This window comes from Mameliella sp. AT18, assembly GCF_028807275.1.
In the GTDB taxonomy this organism is placed as follows: Bacteria; Pseudomonadota; Alphaproteobacteria; order Rhodobacterales; family Rhodobacteraceae; genus Antarctobacter; species Antarctobacter albus.
This window is the reverse complement of record NZ_JARAMO010000084.1, coordinates 1-16,416: the sequence shown is the minus strand read 5'-3', so window position 1 is coordinate 16,416 and position 16,416 is coordinate 1. Positions and strand designations below refer to the sequence as shown.

Annotated in this window: 14 protein-coding genes and 1 pseudogene; 7 read left to right on the top strand and 8 right to left on the bottom strand. The window is 64.7% G+C overall.

Going from position 1 to position 16,416, the window contains the following annotated elements; translation table 11 throughout:
• Positions 1 to 3 precede the first annotated feature (3 nt).
• The 7 genes from bamA to frr all read right to left on the bottom strand — a co-directional run bounded on the left by bamA (position 4) and on the right by frr (position 7,626).
• Positions 4 to 2,379 carry an outer membrane protein assembly factor BamA gene (bamA, locus tag PVW46_RS11690; RefSeq protein ID WP_069086675.1) on the bottom strand — a complete coding sequence of 792 codons (2,376 nt, stop codon included), beginning with the start codon at positions 2,377 to 2,379 and terminating at the stop codon, positions 4 to 6.
• 103 nt (positions 2,380 to 2,482) lie between these two features.
• The gene (locus tag PVW46_RS11685; RefSeq protein WP_255564378.1) at positions 2,483 to 2,614 is read right to left on the bottom strand and encodes a hypothetical protein; all 132 of its coding nucleotides are present in this window, start codon (positions 2,612 to 2,614) and stop codon (positions 2,483 to 2,485) included.
• Between the two features lie 98 nt (positions 2,615 to 2,712).
• Positions 2,713 to 4,053, bottom strand: a complete 1,341-nt coding sequence (gene rseP / locus PVW46_RS11680; RefSeq protein ID WP_069211386.1) for an RIP metalloprotease RseP — start codon at positions 4,051 to 4,053, stop codon at positions 2,713 to 2,715.
• A gap of 20 nt (positions 4,054 to 4,073) precedes the next feature.
• Entirely contained in the window at positions 4,074 to 5,267 is a 1,194-nt protein-coding gene (gene dxr / locus PVW46_RS11675) for a 1-deoxy-D-xylulose-5-phosphate reductoisomerase (RefSeq protein WP_069211387.1), read from the bottom strand.
• On the bottom strand, positions 5,264 to 6,049 hold the full coding sequence (locus PVW46_RS11670) for a phosphatidate cytidylyltransferase (protein ID WP_069211388.1): 786 nt from the start codon (positions 6,047 to 6,049) through the stop codon (positions 5,264 to 5,266). Before PVW46_RS11670 ends, dxr begins: the two co-directional genes overlap by 4 nt.
• The gene (gene uppS / locus PVW46_RS11665; RefSeq protein ID WP_043139307.1) at positions 6,046 to 6,771 is read right to left on the bottom strand and encodes a polyprenyl diphosphate synthase; all 726 of its coding nucleotides are present in this window, start codon (positions 6,769 to 6,771) and stop codon (positions 6,046 to 6,048) included. Before uppS ends, PVW46_RS11670 begins: the two co-directional genes overlap by 4 nt.
• A 291-nt stretch (positions 6,772 to 7,062) precedes the next feature.
• Positions 7,063 to 7,626, bottom strand: a complete 564-nt coding sequence (gene frr / locus PVW46_RS11660; protein WP_043139310.1) for a ribosome recycling factor — start codon at positions 7,624 to 7,626, stop codon at positions 7,063 to 7,065.
• Positions 7,627 to 7,847: 221 nt separating this feature from the next.
• Here frr and PVW46_RS11655 point away from each other — a divergent pair, with 221 nt between their 5' ends.
• On the top strand, positions 7,848 to 8,849 hold the full coding sequence (locus tag PVW46_RS11655) for a GlxA family transcriptional regulator (RefSeq protein WP_274576019.1): 1,002 nt from the start codon (positions 7,848 to 7,850) through the stop codon (positions 8,847 to 8,849).
• A gap of 15 nt (positions 8,850 to 8,864) precedes the next feature.
• Here the strand turns inward: PVW46_RS11655 and pyrH are convergent, their stop codons facing one another.
• On the bottom strand, positions 8,865 to 9,641 hold the full coding sequence (pyrH, locus tag PVW46_RS11650) for a UMP kinase (RefSeq protein ID WP_052244349.1): 777 nt from the start codon (positions 9,639 to 9,641) through the stop codon (positions 8,865 to 8,867).
• Positions 9,642 to 9,750: 109 nt separating this feature from the next.
• Here pyrH and miaA point away from each other — a divergent pair, with 109 nt between their 5' ends.
• From miaA to PVW46_RS11620, 6 genes and pseudogenes are all read left to right on the top strand, one after another.
• Positions 9,751 to 10,656: a tRNA (adenosine(37)-N6)-dimethylallyltransferase MiaA gene (miaA, locus tag PVW46_RS11645; protein WP_069211390.1), complete on the top strand. Its 906-nt coding sequence runs from the start codon at positions 9,751 to 9,753 to the stop codon at positions 10,654 to 10,656.
• Complete coding sequence (locus tag PVW46_RS11640; protein WP_083242499.1) at positions 10,656 to 11,510, top strand: helix-turn-helix transcriptional regulator; 855 nt, start codon at positions 10,656 to 10,658, stop codon at positions 11,508 to 11,510. The genes miaA and PVW46_RS11640 overlap by 1 nt, the downstream gene beginning before the upstream one ends.
• 248 nt (positions 11,511 to 11,758) lie before the next feature.
• Positions 11,759 to 13,429 carry an ABC transporter substrate-binding protein gene (locus PVW46_RS11635; protein WP_043139313.1) on the top strand — a complete coding sequence of 557 codons (1,671 nt, stop codon included), beginning with the start codon at positions 11,759 to 11,761 and terminating at the stop codon, positions 13,427 to 13,429.
• A gap of 133 nt (positions 13,430 to 13,562) precedes the next feature.
• The gene (locus tag PVW46_RS11630; protein ID WP_069211392.1) at positions 13,563 to 14,699 is read left to right on the top strand and encodes an ABC transporter permease; all 1,137 of its coding nucleotides are present in this window, start codon (positions 13,563 to 13,565) and stop codon (positions 14,697 to 14,699) included.
• A gap of 10 nt (positions 14,700 to 14,709) precedes the next feature.
• A complete protein-coding gene (locus PVW46_RS11625; protein ID WP_069211393.1) occupies positions 14,710 to 16,161 on the top strand; it encodes an ABC transporter permease in 1,452 nt (483 codons plus the stop codon).
• 43 nt (positions 16,162 to 16,204) lie between these two features.
• Positions 16,205 to 16,416: pseudogene (locus tag PVW46_RS11620) on the top strand (hypothetical protein); the annotation flags it as partial.

The window sequence follows — 16,416 nt, the reverse complement described above, 5'->3', positions numbered from 1 at the left end:
GCCTCAGAACTGAGTCGAGATCGTCAGGTTGAAGTTCTGCGGCTCGTCCCACTTGGACTTCTGCAGCGCCTCGGTGAAGTTCAGGCGCAGCGGGCCGATCGCGCTCTTCCAGAAGATCGAGAAGCCTACCACGTGCCGCGCGTCAAACCCTGTGGAGACGACGGTATTGCCTGCGCCGACCTTGTTCTTGGTCGCATCACTAAGCCCCCAGACCGAGCCGATGTCGTAGAAGAGACCACCGGTGATGCCGTATTCCTCGGGCAGACCCAGCGGGAATTCCGCCTCGAAACGGGCCACGGCGTAGAAGTTGCCGCCGAGGGAGTCGTCGACCCCGCCCGGACCGATTTCACGCGGCCCGATCCCGCCCGAGCTGAACCCGCGCATGATGTCCGGTCCCAGCAGGAAACGGTCGGTCACACGGCTGTCGCCCTTGGTATAGTTCAGCGCCCCGCCTTCCAGCGTCGCCCGCAGGGTGACTTCCTCGTTCCAGACCATCGTCTGTGCGATCGCCTTGGCGCTGGTCTTGACGAAGGTCGTGTCGCCGCCCAGCCCGGCAAAATCCTGTCCGAACTCGAACCGGTAGCGGGTATTCGGATCAAGCCCCTTGCGCTGGGTGTCGAAGATGTAGGTGTAGCCCAGCGAGCTGTCGTAGCGTTCACCCTCGGCAGCTTCGGCGGTCACGATGCCGCCGACACCGGTGTCCACGCTGGTGATTTCGCCATAGTCCAGCGAATAGCGCAGCTGCAGGCGAGCCTGTTCCGCCACGGGGAACTCCAGGAACGGCTGGAACACGCCGGTTGTCGTGTCGAACACCGCGTTGTCGTTGTCGGTCTCGGTGTAGGCAAAGGTGAAGCCCAGCGAGAGATCGCGGCCAAAGAGCCCCGGCTCGACGAACCGCAGGCCGTATTGCTGTGTGTCCGCAGCGGTGTTGATCCGGAAGCTGAACGACTGGCCGCGGCCAAGGAAGTTCCGCTCGGAGAAGCTGAAGGCCGCGCCAAAACCATTCTGGGTGGAATAGGACCCGCCGAAACTGATCGAGCCAGTGGGTTTTTCCTCGACATCGACATCGACGACCACCTGTTGCGGGCTGGAGCCTTCGCGGGCCTCGACATCGGCCTTGTTGAAGAAACCGAGCGCACGGATGCGTTCCGCGCTTTCGCGGATTGCACGCGGGTTGAACGGATCACCCTCGACCACCTCGAACTGGCGGCGGATCACACGATCCAGCGTCGTCGTGTTGCCCTCGATGTCGATGCGTTCGATGAAGATGCGTTCGCCGCGCACCAGGCGGAAATCGACATCCAGCGACAGGTCGCGATCGTTGCGGGTGACCCGCGGCTCGACCCGGACGAAGTTGAGACCCAGGTTCACCGCCAGCTTTTCAAGCCGCGCGATCTCGTTCTCGACCAGGGACGGCGAATAGACCTTGCCCTTGCGCAGGCGCACCTTGCTGCTGAACAGCTCGGCATCGACGTCGGACAGGTCCGATGTGACAGTCACTTCGCCGAACTTGAACTGCTGGCCTTCCTCGACGTTGATCGTCACGAAATAGGCATCGCGTTCCTGGCTCAGCTCGGCGTTCACGCCGGTGATACGGAAATCGACGTAGCCGCGCGACGCGTAGAAGTCTCGCAGCAGCTGCTGGTCGAATTCCAGGCGGTCCTCGATGAAGGTGTCCTTGCGGATCACGGCTCGCAGCAGGCCGGCCTGCTTGGTCTCGAGCACGCGGCGCAGGCGACGGTCGGAGTACTTTCCGTTGCCCACGAACCCGATGCGCTCAACCTCGGCGACACCGCCCTCGAAGACCTCGAACACCAGGTCGACACGGTTGTCGCTGCGGCGGATGACCTTGGGCGTGACACGGGCGGCAAGGCGGCCCTGCACCTCGTAGGCGCGGCTGACCGCAAGGGCGTCGGCCTCTGCCACGCGGGGGCTGAAGACGCGGCGCGACTGCGACTGGATCGCCTGTGCCAGGTCCTCGTCCTTGATGCGGCGGTTGCCCTCGAATGTGATGCGGTTGATCGTGGGATATTCGACAACGCGGATGGTCAGGCGCGATCCCTGAGGGACGATCTCAACGGTCTCGAACAGACCGGAGCCGAGGATGCGCTGGTAGGCGTCGTTGAGTTCGGCGGCGGAAACCCGCTGGCCGCGTGCGATTCCGGCATAGGAGAGGATCGTGCCGGGTTCGACCCGGCGGTTGCCCTCGATGTTGACCGAGTTGAAAACATAGCTCTGGGCGTAGGCGACCTGTGGGATCGTGGCGACCCCGGCCCCCATTGCCACGGCGAAACTCAGGCACACAGCCCGAGTCGCGTTGGCAACCTGATAACCCCTAGCAAAACCCGGCGCTTTACGCGCGGAAATGACCTTTGCCATTTTCGCAATCCACTTTGACATCCCGGAGTCGTGAGTATCGGGAATGCCCGTACTTGTCAAAAGCTCGGGGTCGCGAATTTGAGGAACTGTCGCCTGTCAGCGACTAGTGCAGGACGGACCCCAGCCAGCCCCCGAAAAACAAGGCGAAGACGATGGTGCAGATATACAGCAAGCGGTCCCAGTTTATGGTGACCAGCAGGCTCATGCTTCTGTATCCGGCTTGGATCGCGGTCATGGAATCGGTCCTCGGTTGCGTGTGCAGGCACAGCACTACCGGGTGATTCAGGCAGGAGTTGGGCAGACGCCTGCCAAGATTGTGTCAGGCCCGCGCCGTCAGGGGCAGAACAGGTCGTTCGACAGGGCAAAGACCATCAGGCCCAGCACCAGCGTCAGGCCGATCGACATCAGCACCTTGAGCGCGCGGTCGCTGGGCGGACGCCCCGTGACGGCCTCGTAGGCGAAGAACACCAGGTGACCGCCGTCCAGCACCGGCACCGGGAAGAGGTTCAGCAGGCCCACGGCGGTGCTGAGCACGGCGATGAACCAGATAAAGTTCGTTGTGCCCTGGCTTGCCATGTCGCCGCTGGTCTCGGCGATGCCGATGGGGCCCGACAGGTTGCAGGTGCTGATCGCGCCAGTGGCCATGTGCCACAACCCCGAGAGCGACCCTTCGATGATCCGGCCGACCTGTGCCACGCCACCCGTCAGCGCGCTGCCGAAACCTGCCGATTCAGTCGCCGGTTCAAAGGCGACGCCGCCCACGATCCCGATACGGTAAAAGGTCTGGAATCCGCCGTCAGGCTGCGGTTCGTCCACCCGGCGCGGGGTCATCTCCTTGTCCAGGATCTCGCCATCCCGCCAGACCGTTAGCTGCAGCGTCGCCCCGTCAGAGCCTTCGACCCGTTCTTTCAGCTCGGCAAAGGCGTAGATCGGCGTGCCATCGACCTCGGTGATCACGTCCCCTGCCCGAAGGCCCGCATCGCTGGCGGCAGACCGCGGCGCGATCTGGGTGGCCAGCGGCGGATAGGTATAGGGGCCGCTGACGATCATCTCGCGCCCGTCGCGCAGCACGGTGTAGTCAAGCTGCTCTTCCTGCGGCAGCGCGCCGAAATAGGCGCTCATCGTGCCATCGGCGGCATCGGGCAGAGGTGCCCCCGCAATGGCAAGGATCGTGTCACCGGGCTGCAATTCCTGCTGGGCGGGCAGCGGCCGCAGCTCGCCCACGGTCAACGGTTCCATGACCTCGCCCCGGAACATCAGGACCCCGGCGAAGATCGCGATGGAGAGGACAAAGTTGAAAACCGGACCGGCGGCCACCGTGGCTGCCCGCGCCCAGAGCGGTGCGCCGGACATGGTGCTGCGCATCTCGGCCTCGTCCAGCCCCTCGATCGCCTCGGCATCGACCCCGCCCGAGGCGTTGGCATCGCCCCGGAACTTGACGTAGCCACCAAAGGGAATCGCCGCCAGTTGCCACTTGGTGCCATCCCGGTCGACCCGCGACCAGAGCACCGGGCCGAAGCCCAGGCTGAAGACCTCCGGAAAGATGCCCGTCTTCTTGCCGACGATGAAATGGCCGTATTCATGTACCGCGATGATCACCGACAGCGCGACCACGAAAAAGATCACGGTCCACAACGCGCCGCCAAATTGCGGGATCAGGGTCGTCAGGTCCAAACTGCCACTCCACTCAATGTCTAGTCTTGCCAAGTTTCGTCTTGCATGACCGCAAGGGCCTCTGCCCGTGCGAGATGGTCTGCCTCGCTGACCTTATCAAGAGTAATACCGGCAGCATTGTGACCCGCCTGGGACGAAAGCCGGGTGAGCACCTCTTCGACAACGCCCGCCATGCGGGTGAAGGGAATGCGCCCCTCAATGAACCCGTCCAGCGCGGTTTCCTTGGCGGCGTTAAAGACCGCGCCCATGAGCCCCCCGGCCTGCATCACCTCGCGCGCCAGCCGCAGCGCGGGCCAGCGCGTCTCGCAAGGCGCGCGGAAAGTCAGTTGCCCCAGCTTGACCAGGTCCAGCCGCTCCACGGGCAGCGTCTTACGCGCCGGATGGTTGAGCGCAAAGCCGATGGCATGACGCATGTCCGGCGGTCCGACATGGGCCATCAGCGCCCCGTCGTTGAACCCGACAAGTGCGTGGATCATGGATTCCGGGTGCACGACGGTTTCGATCTTCTCGGGATCGAGGCCGAAAAACTCCCGCGTTTCAATCAGTTCCAACGCCTTGTTGAACATCGAGGCGCTGTCGATGGTGATCCGTTGCCCCATCGCCCAGTTGGGATGCGTGGCCGCCTGCTGCGGCGTGGCCTTGTCCAGGTCTTCGAGCGGCCAGTCGCGAAACGCACCGCCCGAGGCGGTTATGATGACACGTTCGACAGCGCTCAGGTCCTCGCCGATCAGGGCCTGGAAAACCGCGGAATGTTCGCTGTCCACCGGCAGCAGCTGCGCCCCGTTTTCCTGCGCCTTGCGCAGCATCAACGGCCCGGCGCAGACCATGCTTTCCTTGTTGGCCAGCGCCAGCGTCGCCCCCTGTTCCAGCGCCCGCAGCCCCGGTTCCAGCCCGGCAGCGCCGACGATGGCGGACATGACCCAGTCGGCGGGCCGTGTGGCCGCCTCGATCAGGGCAGACCGTCCTGCCGCCGCTTGGACATCGGACCCGGCAAGCGCCGCGCGCAGGTCCTCCAGCCGGTCCTCATGGGCGGTCACGGCGACCTGCGCCCCCAGCATCCGCGCATCGCGCGCCAGTTGGGCGACATTGGCCCCGCCTGTCAGCGCGACGACCTCATACGCGTCCCGGTCGCGCGCGATCAGGTCGATGGTGTTCTGCCCGATCGACCCGGTCGCGCCAAAGATCGAAACCCTGCGCTTGTCGCCCACGGTCATAGTGCCCCCGGAAACCCTGTGACCTGCGCTGCGATCACGATGAAGACCGCAGCGCCCAGCATCCCGTCGAAACGGTCCAGCAATCCGCCGTGTCCGGGCAGCAGGTTCGAGCTGTCCTTGACGCCCGCGCGCCGCTTGATCGCGCTTTCGGCGATGTCCCCGATCTGCGAGGCCATGCTGACCGCGATGGACACGCCGATCAGCCCCATGCCCGCCTGTGTCAGCCCGGCAAAGACCAGACCGACCACCGCCGCCCCGATCCAGCCCGCAACCGTGCCGGACCATGTCTTGGATGGGCTGACACGCGGCCAGAACTTGGGCCCGCCAAAGGTGCGGCCCGCGAAATAGCCCGCAACATCCGTCACCACAACGACGACCATCAGCCAGAGCATCCAGACCAGGCCGAATGCGTCGCGCAGATCCATCATGGCATAGCCCGCCAGCAGGATCAGCGCGGTAAAGACCGCGTAGGTGACGCCGCCCTGCTCCATCCGCGAAAAGCCCAGCATCGAGGGCAGCATCAGCAGAGGCAACGCAAAGGCAGGCGGCAGTTCGATGGCCACAAGGGCAACCACAAACGCAGCGGCGGCCAAGATATTCCGGCTGCGCACCCGCCCGCGATCACAGAGATGCACCAGCTCCCAGACCATGCCGCCGCAGATCACCGCGATCAGCAGGTGGAACCACATGCCGCCCAGCCAGACCGCCGTGGCGCCGATGGCAATCATCGCCACGGCAGAGATCAGCCGCGGCGCCAGGTCATCCCAACGCGGCTTGCTCATGCCTTCACGGCACCGTACCGACGATCGCGCCCGCCAAAGGCGGCGCAGAGACGGCCCAGTTCCTCGGGCGTGAAGTCCGGCCAGAGCGTGTCGATAAATTCATACTCGGCATAGGCCGACTGCCAGAGAAGGAAGTTGGAAATACGCGCCTCGCCGCTGGTTCGGATCACAAGGTCGGGGTCGGGCAGAACATGGGTGTCGAGGTAACGCGGCAGGGTTTCCACGTCGATCTCGGCCGGGTCCAGCTTGCCCTCCTTGACGTCCATTGCCAAGCGCTGCGCGGCGCGCGCGACCTCGTCCCGGCCGCCATAGTTCAGTGCGATGGTCAGGTTCACGCCGGTGCAATGCTTGGTGAAATCCTCGGCCTCGTCCATCAGGGCGCGCAGCTTGGCGTCCAGCCGGGGCCGATCACCGATGAAGCGCACGCGGACGTTTTCCTTCACGAAGGCCTGCATCTCTTTCATGATGTAGCGGCGGAAAAGGCTCATCAGGCCCGCGACCTCGACCTGGGTGCGTTTCCAGTTCTCGGTCGAGAAGGCAAAGATGGTCAGGTATTTCACACCGTAATCCGGGCAGGCCTCGACCACCTCGCGCACGCGGCGGGCGCCGGCATGGTGGCCGAACAGGCGCGGACGGCCCCGCATGGTCGCCCACCGGCCATTGCCATCCATGATGATGGCCACATGCCTGGGTCCCAGGGTCTCGAGCATCGGTCTGGCCATCAAATTCCCTTCCAAGGCGAAATGCGCGGTCCTATTCATAGATCATCCCGGCGGCCGATCCAAAGCAAAGATATCGGCGGCTGACTAATCCAGTTCTGCGCGATGGAAAAGGCACCACTGTGGCAACAGCGGGCCACAGGCAAGACGATGCCGCCGAAATTCGGTAGTACGCGCGGACGCGTCAACCCGGGCACCCGGCCCCGCGAGGTGCGGCGGTCTTTCCGGGGCTCCGCCCTTTGACCGCCCGAAACCTCCACTGGAGGTTTCGCCTCGCTGCGCGAGGTGCGGCGGTCAAACCTGCATGATTTCTTCTTGCTTGGTCTCCAGCGCCTCGTCGACCTTCTTGATGTAGGTATCGGTCAGATCCTGCACCTCGGCCTCCCAGAGCTTCTGGTCATCCTCGGACATGCCGTCGGCCTTGGCCTTCTTGATCTTGTCCATGCCGTCGCGGCGCACGTTGCGGATCGCGACACGGGCATGTTCTGCATATTGCGCGGCCACCTTGGTCAGTTCCTTGCGGCGCTCCTCGTTCAGCTCGGGGATCGGCAGCATGATGATGGTGCCGTTCAGCTGCGGGTTGATGCCAAGGCCCGACTCGCGGATCGCCTTTTCCACCTTGCCCACAAGCCCCTTGTCCCAGACGTTGATCGTCACCATCCGCGGCTCGGGAACGTTGACGGTGCCGACCTGGTTGATCGGCGTCATCTGGCCATAGGCCTCAACCTGCACCGGCTCCAGCATCGACGCCGATGCGCGCCCGGTCCGCAACGAGGCGAATTCGGTGCGCAGGTTGGACATGCTGCCGTCCATGCGGCGCGTGAGATCGTCGGTATCGAGTTCGAAGTCTTCGGACATTCGGAGGCCCCTCGTTGATGCAGCTGTGCTCGGGAAACACTGGTTAGCCTGACCTTTAGCGCAGATCAATCGGCCTTGACCAGAGAGCGTGCAACCGTTGCCCTGACCAGGGTCCGGCACCGATGGCCACGGCAAGGCCCCCATCATACACGCGCGGTCCGTTTTCGTGCAGGAAATGCCCCGAGGGATGCGGGCAGGCAAACCCTTCCTTAACCCGGCACATGGCAGAAACCGGGGCACAGCCCTACGGAACACGCGACATGCACGTCTGTCTCATCCTTTTTCCCGGTTTCCCGATGCTGGCCCTGTCGCTGGTGCGCGAAGTGCTGCGCCTTGCCAATGCGCAGGCCGAACAGCGCCTGTTCACTCTGACGGTCCGGACGGTCAACGGCGCGGCGGTGACCGATCGTGACGGGACACAGGTGACCGGCGCGCTGCCGGACTGGCACGGGGCGCAGGGGTTCGACCTTGTGCTGCTCTGCGCAGGTGAGGCGCCCCTGACCGCACTGCCGATGGGATTGCGTGCCTTTCTTTTAAGGGCGGATGCCGCCGGGGCGACCCTGGGCGGATTGGACACGGGCGGCACGATCCTTGCCCGCCTGGGGTTCCTCGATGGTCGAGAGGCCGTCCTGCCCGACAGCGCCCCGGCCGAATTGCCAGAGAACGTCAAACGTATCGCGCTCAGCCGGGCACCTTTTGCCCTTGACCGACAGCGCCTGACGACGGCGGGCGGATTGGCGGTGGCGGATGCGTTGACGGCCTGGATCGCGCGGGCGCAGGGACCTGCGCTCGCAGCCGACACGGCAGAGGCGCTGGCTCATGGGCGTATGCGCGACGCGGGCCGCTGTCAGCGCATGGCGATCACCGCCGATCCAGTGCTGGAACGGATGCAATCCATCATGGCCGCCCGGATCGAGGCGCCGATCGCCGTCGAGAAAGTCGCCACGGAACTGGGGCTCAGCCCCAAGCAATTGCGCCGGCGCTGTCGCAAGGGTCTGAACCGGACGCCGGCGCAGGTCTACCTGGACCTGCGGTTGGCGCGGGCGGAACAGCTTGTCTCGGAAACCACGCTACCCGTCTCGGAAATCGCCAGGGCCGCCGGTTTCGCCTCTCCGTCGGCCTTCACCCGCAGCTACCACGCAAGATTTGGCGCACCGCCTCGCAGGCCCCGACACAGCGGCGTGGCGCGCACCGAAAGCGAACAGGCAGCGACGCGCCATTGAGACCCTGTTGCGCCTTCAGGCCGGCGACGGACCCGGGATGTCCGGGCGGGCCGAGGGTTTCTCGACCACCCGGGTGCAGGTCCCCTGCCCGGCCAGGATGCCGCGAAAGCCGCCCGGCTCATCCAGCGAAAAAACGATGATCGGCATGTTGTTGTCCCGTGCCAGCGCGATGGCAGAGGCGTCCATGACCTTGAGGTTCTTCGACAGGACCTCGTCAAAGGTCACCTCGTCATAGCGCTTGGCCTCGGGGTGCTGGCGCGGGTCCATGTCATAGACACCGTCGGTGCCGTTCTTGCCCATGATGATCGCCTCGCAGGCCATTTCATTGGCCCGCAGCGCAGCGGCGGTATCGGTGGTGAAATAGGGGTTGCCCGTGCCGGCGGCAAAGATGCAGACCCGCTTCTTCTCCAGGTGGCGCACTGCGCGGCGACGGATGTAAGGTTCCGCCACCTCGTCCATGCGGATGGCGCTGATGACCCGTGTGAAGACGCCCAAGCCCTCCAGCGCTGACTGCATCGCCAGCGCGTTCATCACCGTGGCCAGCATGCCCATGTAATCGGCGGTGGTCCGCTCCATCCCTTGCGCGCTGCCTGCCAGCCCGCGAAAGATGTTGCCGCCCCCGATCACCATGCAGATCTCGACGCCCAGTTCCTGGACCGCCTGCACTTCCTTGGCGATGCGCTGAACGGTCGGCGGGTGCAGGCCAAAGCCCTGGTCCCCCATGAGCGCCTCCCCCGAAATCTTGAGCATCACGCGTTTGAAAGTTGTTTGCGGGGTGCCGGCTTCGGTCATGTTGCGCTCCGTCGTGGCGGGGATATGATCGCGCGCATATGTGGCGGAAAACCGCTCGGGCTGCAATGGCCCAGCGGCACTGCCGGGCAGGACCGGGACAGGCAACCCAATGCGTGACAAATCGGCAATCGAGGCATGCCTCGCGGCCTGCGTGCCGGATCGCCCCGTGCTGATCGCCGGTCCGACCGCCAGCGGAAAGTCAGCGCTGGCCCTGGCCATTGCCGAACGTCAGGGCGGAATCATCGTCAATGCCGACGCGATCCAGGTGTTTTCGGACTGGCGGGTACTGACCGCACGCCCCTCGGCCGAGGACGAGGCCCGCGCGCCGCACGCTCTCTATGGTCATGTCCCGGGGGATCATGCGTATAGCGTCGGCGAATGGCTGCGCGAGGCGGCGAGATTTCTGAACGGGCCTGAACGGCCGATCTTCACCGGCGGCACTGGGCTGTACCTGACCGCGCTCACCGAAGGGCTGGCAGAGATCCCGCCGACCCCGCCGCAGGTCAGGGCCGAAGGTGAGGCCATGCTGGCGGACCGGGGCCTGCAGGCCATGATCGCGGATCTGGACAAGCGAACCGCCGCGCGGATCGACCTCAACAATCCCGCGCGCGTGGCCCGCGCCTGGGAGGTGCTGCGCGCCACCGGACGCGGGTTGGCCGACTGGCAGGCAGAAACGCCGCCGCCCCTGCTGCCGCTCGACCAGGCCAATGCCTTCGTCGTGGAGGCCCCGAAGGATTGGCTGACACCGCGCATCGCGCGCCGCTTTGACCAGATGATCGACGCAGGAGCGCTGGACGAGGCGCGCGCCAACCGCCCCGGGTGGAGCCCCGACCGCCCCTCGGCCAAGGCCATCGGCGCGGCGGAACTCATGGCGTATCTCGACGGGGACATGACGCTGGCAGCGGCCAGGGAACGCGCCACCATCCTCACCAGGCAATTCGCCAAGCGCCAAAGAACATGGTTCCGCGCTCGCATGGGACACTGGCACAGCCTGTCGGCAAGGGACCTGGCCTGATGTCGCGGCCCGGCTTCCTGAACAAGCCCATGCCACCCGCGCCGCCGCGTTCCAAGGGCGACGTGCGCAGCGGGTCCTACGCGCTGGAGGTGCAGGGCGCGCCCTGGAAATTCACGCTCTTGCACGACCGGCCAGAGGATATGCTGCTCTGGGTGACACGCGGACAGGGGCGGGTCATCGTCAACGGCATCCTCCGCGGCATCTCGACCAACAACGCGTTGTTCCTGCCCGCTGGCACGCTGTTTTCCATAGAGATGCAGCAAGGGACTCAGGCACTGTTCGTCCAGAGTCCGGCGGGGCTCAGCCCCTACATGCCTCATGCCCCCCTGCTGCTGCGGGTACGCGACAGCCTCTCACAGGCGGAACTGACCGGCACCATCGACGCGATGAACCGGGAAAACAGCCAGAAGCGCCCGATGCTGCAAGAGGCGCTGGCCGCGCATGTCGGGCTGATCGCCGTCTGGCTGCATCGACAGGTGCAGGCCGGCGCCACGGACATACCACCCGAAAGCGCCGCGCAGCGGCTGGTCCGGCGCTATGCCCAATCCGTGACACGCGAGTTCCGCGACCCCAAGGTCATGGGCCAGTACGCCGAGGCACTGGACGTCACGCCGACCCATCTCAGTCGGGTCTGCCGGGGGTGCTGCGGCAAGACCGCCGCCGACATCCTGACCGAGCGCAAGCTACACGCCGCGCGCCTGGCCCTGGAAAGCCCGACTCCCGCGGTCAAGGAGGTGGCGCGGTCCCTTGGCTTTGCCTCGCCGGCCTATTTCACCCGCTTCATCCAGAGCCATACGGGCCAAACGCCCTCGGCCCTGCGGGCCGCAACCCGGCGTCCCGCAGTCCGGGCCTGAGCGGGCGGCTTTCGACTCGGGGTCCCGGGGTCGTGACTTGCACTGAGGGCCGTGTCGCTTTTGAATAAGCCTCATGTCGGTTTTCGACTCCAAAAGGACGATAGCGGGCGTTGACTAGGCAAGCCTTCTCGTGCGCAATGACGTGCAGCGTGGGGCCAGGACGCCGGGGAACACGGGACTTCCCCCAACGACAAAGACCGACCAACCGGACCCCCGGCTGAACATAGAAAAGTCACAGGGAGAAAAATATGACATCGATGGACAACCTGCAGCGGGTACACCCGGCTGCGAAGATGTACGCCAAGGAGCTCAAGCAGGGCCTTCTGGACCGCCGCGAGTTCATGGCGCGCACCACCGCGCTGGGCCTGACCTCTGCGGCCGCCTACGCACTGGGCGGGCTGCAGCAGCCCGCGCAGGCAGCGGCCCATGCCCAGCAGGGTGGCACGATCCGCTACCAGATGGAGGTTCGCGCGCTCAAGGATCCGCGCACCTACGACTGGACCCAGATCGCGACTTTCACCTCGGGCTGGCTGGAGTATCTCGTCGAGTACAACAATGACGGTTCGTTCGAACCCATGCTGCTGGCAAGCTGGGAAGCCAACGAGGACGCCACCGAATACACCCTGAACGTCCGCCAGGGCGTGAAGTGGAACAACGGGGACGATTTCACCGCCGAGGACGTGGCCCGCAACATCGCGATGTGGTGCGAAAGCGAGGTCGAAGGCAACTCGATGGCCGCGCGTATGGGCTCGCTGATCGACCCCGAGACCAAGAAGGCCGCCGATGGCGCCATCGAAGTGGTCGACAGCCACACAGTCAAGCTGCGCTGCTCGGCGCCCGACATCACCATCATCCCCGGCTTTGCCGACTACCCGGCGGCGATCGTGCATTCGAGCCATGATGCCAACAACATGCTGGCCAACCCGATCGGCACCGGCTTCATGCTGCCGGAAAGCCATGAGGTCGGCGTCAAGGGCGTGCTGGTGCGCAACGAGGACCACGACTGGTGGGGTTACGCCGCCGGCAAGGGCGGCTATATCGACCGGATCGAGTTCATCGACTACGGTCAGGACCCGGCGGCCTTCATCGCCGCCTTCGAGGCCGAAGAGATCGACATGAACTGGGAGTCTGTCGGCGAATTCGTCGACATCTTCGACAGCATCGGCCTGACCCGCTCGGAAATCCCCTCGGGCTTTACCATCTGCATCCGTCCGAACCAACTGGCCGAGGATGCAGACGGCAACAAAATCTACGGCGACAAGCGCGTGCGCCAAGCCCTGGCGATGGCGGTCGACAACAACGTCTGCCTGGAACTGGGCATGGCAGGGTATGGCATCCACGCCGACAACTGCCACGTCGGACCGATGCACCCCGAGCACGATGCCTCCGTCACCCGCATTCCGCATGATCCGGCGCGCGCGCTGGAGCTCATCAAGGAAGCGGGCATGGAGGACTTCGAGCACGAAGTGCAGTCCATCGACGACGACTGGCGCCGCAACACCACGGCCGCCGTGGTTGCCCAGCTCAACGATGCCGGCATCAAGGCCCGCCATACGGTCTTGCCCGGGTCGACCTTCTGGAACGACTGGACGAAATACCCGTTCTCGTCGACCAACTGGAACCACCGCCCGCTGGGCACGCAGGTTCTGGCCCTGGCCTATACCTCGGGCGCGGCCTGGAACGAGAGCGGCTTTGCCAACGCCGAATTCGACGCCCTGTTGGCCGAGGCGAACTCGATCGCCGATGCCGACAAGCGCCGCGAGGTGATGAGCAAGCTGCAGGCGATCATGATCGAAGAAGGCGTGACGATCCAGCCGTACTGGCGGACCGCGATGCGCCACCACCGGGACAACCTGGTGGGTGTGGACAAGCACATCGCCGACCTGCCGCAGCTTTACAAGTTCGGCATTACGGCCTGACGGCTGACGCCCAGGCGGGCCGCGCGAGAGGATCGCGCGGCCCATTTTCGTCCCGGTCCGCGCGACACCAGCGGATCCAGCAGCCAAAAGAGGCCGGAGAACTACCGGTCCAAAGCCACCAACGGGGGCACCAATGGGTCTTTTCATCCTCAGGCGTGTGGGGGTCATGCTAATGACCGCTTTCTGCCTGACGTTCATCGTCTTCGTGATGACGAACCTCTATCCAAACCTGGAAAAACTCGCGAAATCCGAAGGCAACTTCCGGATGACCGACATCGAGGTCGCCACCTGGCTGTCCAACAATGGCTATCGGTCGCCGCTGGACGACCAGTTGCTGGCCGATCTGAACGCGGGCCGCATCACCCAGGCGGAAGCCTCGGAACAGGTCAACACCGGCTTTGATCCCCGCATCTTCCGCAACTACGCGGAATGGCTGGGTGTTTACCCGGGGTGGACGCGGGTCGACCGGGACGGGAACCAGCGTGGACGCTGCATCCTGCCAGGCAGCGATCCGGCAGAGGCTCCGACCTTCTGCGGCGTCCTGCAGGGGCATTGGGGATGGTCCACGGTGTCCAAGGCCCCGGTGACCGAGGCGCTGGGCACGCGGATGGGGAACACCGGGTTCCTGATGCTCTGCGTGATGCTGCTGATGATCCCGTCGGCCCTGATCGTCGGCGTGCTGGCCGGGATGCGCGAGGGATCGGCCCTGGACCGTACGCTGTCGACCTTTTCGATCACCACCACGGCGACGCCGGAATACGTCTCGGGCGTCCTCTTCATCGCGATCTTCACCTCGTCAGCAGTGGGCCTGAAGTGGTTCAAGGGCACGGCCACCAGCGCGATGGAAAACCCGAACTTCGAGAACTTCTTTCTGCCGGTGCTGACCATCGCGCTTTACGGCATGGGCTACATTGCAAGGATGACCCGCGCCTCGATGGCCGAGGTCATGACCGCGCAATACATCCGCACCGCGCGCCTCAAGGGCGTGAGTTTCGGCAACATCGTCATGAAACACGCCCTACGCAACGCGCTGATCGCCCCTTTTACCGTGATCATGCTGCAGTTCCCCTGGCTGCTGAACGGCGTCGTGATCGTCGAGACCCTGTTCCAGTACAAGGGTGTTGGCTGGGAACTGGTCCGCGCGGCGGGCAACAACGACATCGAGATGCTGCTGGCGATCTCGGTGGTTTCGGTCTTCGTGGTCCTGGTGACGCAGCTGATCTCCGACATCGGCTATGTCTACCTGAACCCGCGGATCAGCGTGACCTGAGGAGGCAAGAATGGATCCCTTGACATGGACCGGCGGCCTCGGGCCCGTCCTTAACCCGATCTTGACCATCCTGGTGCCCGTTTTCGCGGTGGCCCTCGTGGCCAAGATCATCCTTTCCTTCTTCGAGCCGGACACCGGCATCCAGACCAACCCGGACGGCACGATCATTGCCACCGGCGGTATCTGGGGCCTGTCCGCGAAGCTGGTGACCTGGCTGGGGCTGGCGCTCTTGCTGGTGGTGCTGGCCTATATCGTGGCAGGCGCCGCGATGGGCACAGGCGCCGGGATCATCGGCGGCATCAGCCGACAGTTCGTTCCCGTCTGGATCGCCCTGGTCCTGACCTTCGTCGTCTCGATCCAGTTCAAGCGCAGCCTCGGTCTCTATGGCAAGCTCTTCGACTCGATGATCGGGATGATCGGCTTTGGCCTGGTGATGTTCTGGGTCTACACGGCATTCTTCTACGGCGCCTTCGACATGATCGCCACGCATGACCCGCTGAGCCAGGTCTCCGGCATGAAGAACAAGGTGCCCGGCACCCCCCTGCGCGGCGCCGAGGACGGCGATTTCCAGTGGTATCTCTTTGGCGGCGACAACCTTGCGCGCGACATCTTCAGTCGCGTCGTGGCGGGGTCGACCATCGTGATCGCCATTGCACCGCTGGCCACGCTCTTTGCCTTCATGGTTGGGATCACGCTGGGCCTGCCCGCCGGTTACTACGGCGGTCGCCTGGACACGGCGCTGAGCTTTTTCGCCAACCTGATCCTCGCCTTCCCGGTCATCCTGCTGTTCTACCTGCTGGTGACACCGGAAATCGTGGCGACGGGCCTGCCGCAGTTCATGGCGGTGGTGCTGTTCCTCTTTCCGCTGATCTTTGCGGGCGTGCTGATCCACTCGCGCTACCGCACCCAGCCGCAAAAGGATTACATCTGGCTGGCAGTCATCCTGGTCCCGATGTTCCTGGTCTACATGTCCGTGATCAACAACCCGGACCCGACCGCCTCGCGGATCACCTTCTGGCCGTTCGATTTCTTCGACGTGCCCGGCGGTGTGCTGGTGGTCTTCGTCTCGGTGGTCTTCGTGAACTCGCCCACGGTGTTCCGCATCGTGCGGGGCCTGACGATGGACATCAAGACGCGCGACTATGTCGCCGCGGCGCAGACCCGGGGCGAGCGTCCCTGGTACATCATGCTGTGGGAGATCCTGCCCAACGCGCGCGGGCCGCTGATCGTCGATTTCTGCCTGCGCATCGGCTACACGACGATCCTGCTGGGAACGCTGGGTTTCTTCGGGCTTGGACTGCCGCCGGAAAGCCCGGACTGGGGCTCGACGATCAACGAGGGGCGCAAGCTGCTCTCGATCTACCTGCACCCGGCCCTGCCGCCGGCGCTGGCGCTGCTGAGCCTGGTTCTGGGATTGAACCTGCTGGCAGACGGGCTGCGCGAGGAATCCCTGCGGGATTAATGGAAGGAAAGGCTGGGGGCTCCGCCCCCAGACCCCCGGGTGTATTTGGACCAAGAAGAAACCAAGGAGGTTTCTCGGTCCCTCCGACAGGGAGAGTGACATGACAGACGATTACGACGGGCCGATCCTAGAGATCGACGACCTTTCGATTTCCTTCTTCACCCGGCTGCGCGAGATTCCGGCGGTGATGGATTTCTCGGTCCGGGTCAGGCCGGGCGAGGCGGTGGGCCTCGTGGGGGAATCCGGCTGCGGCAA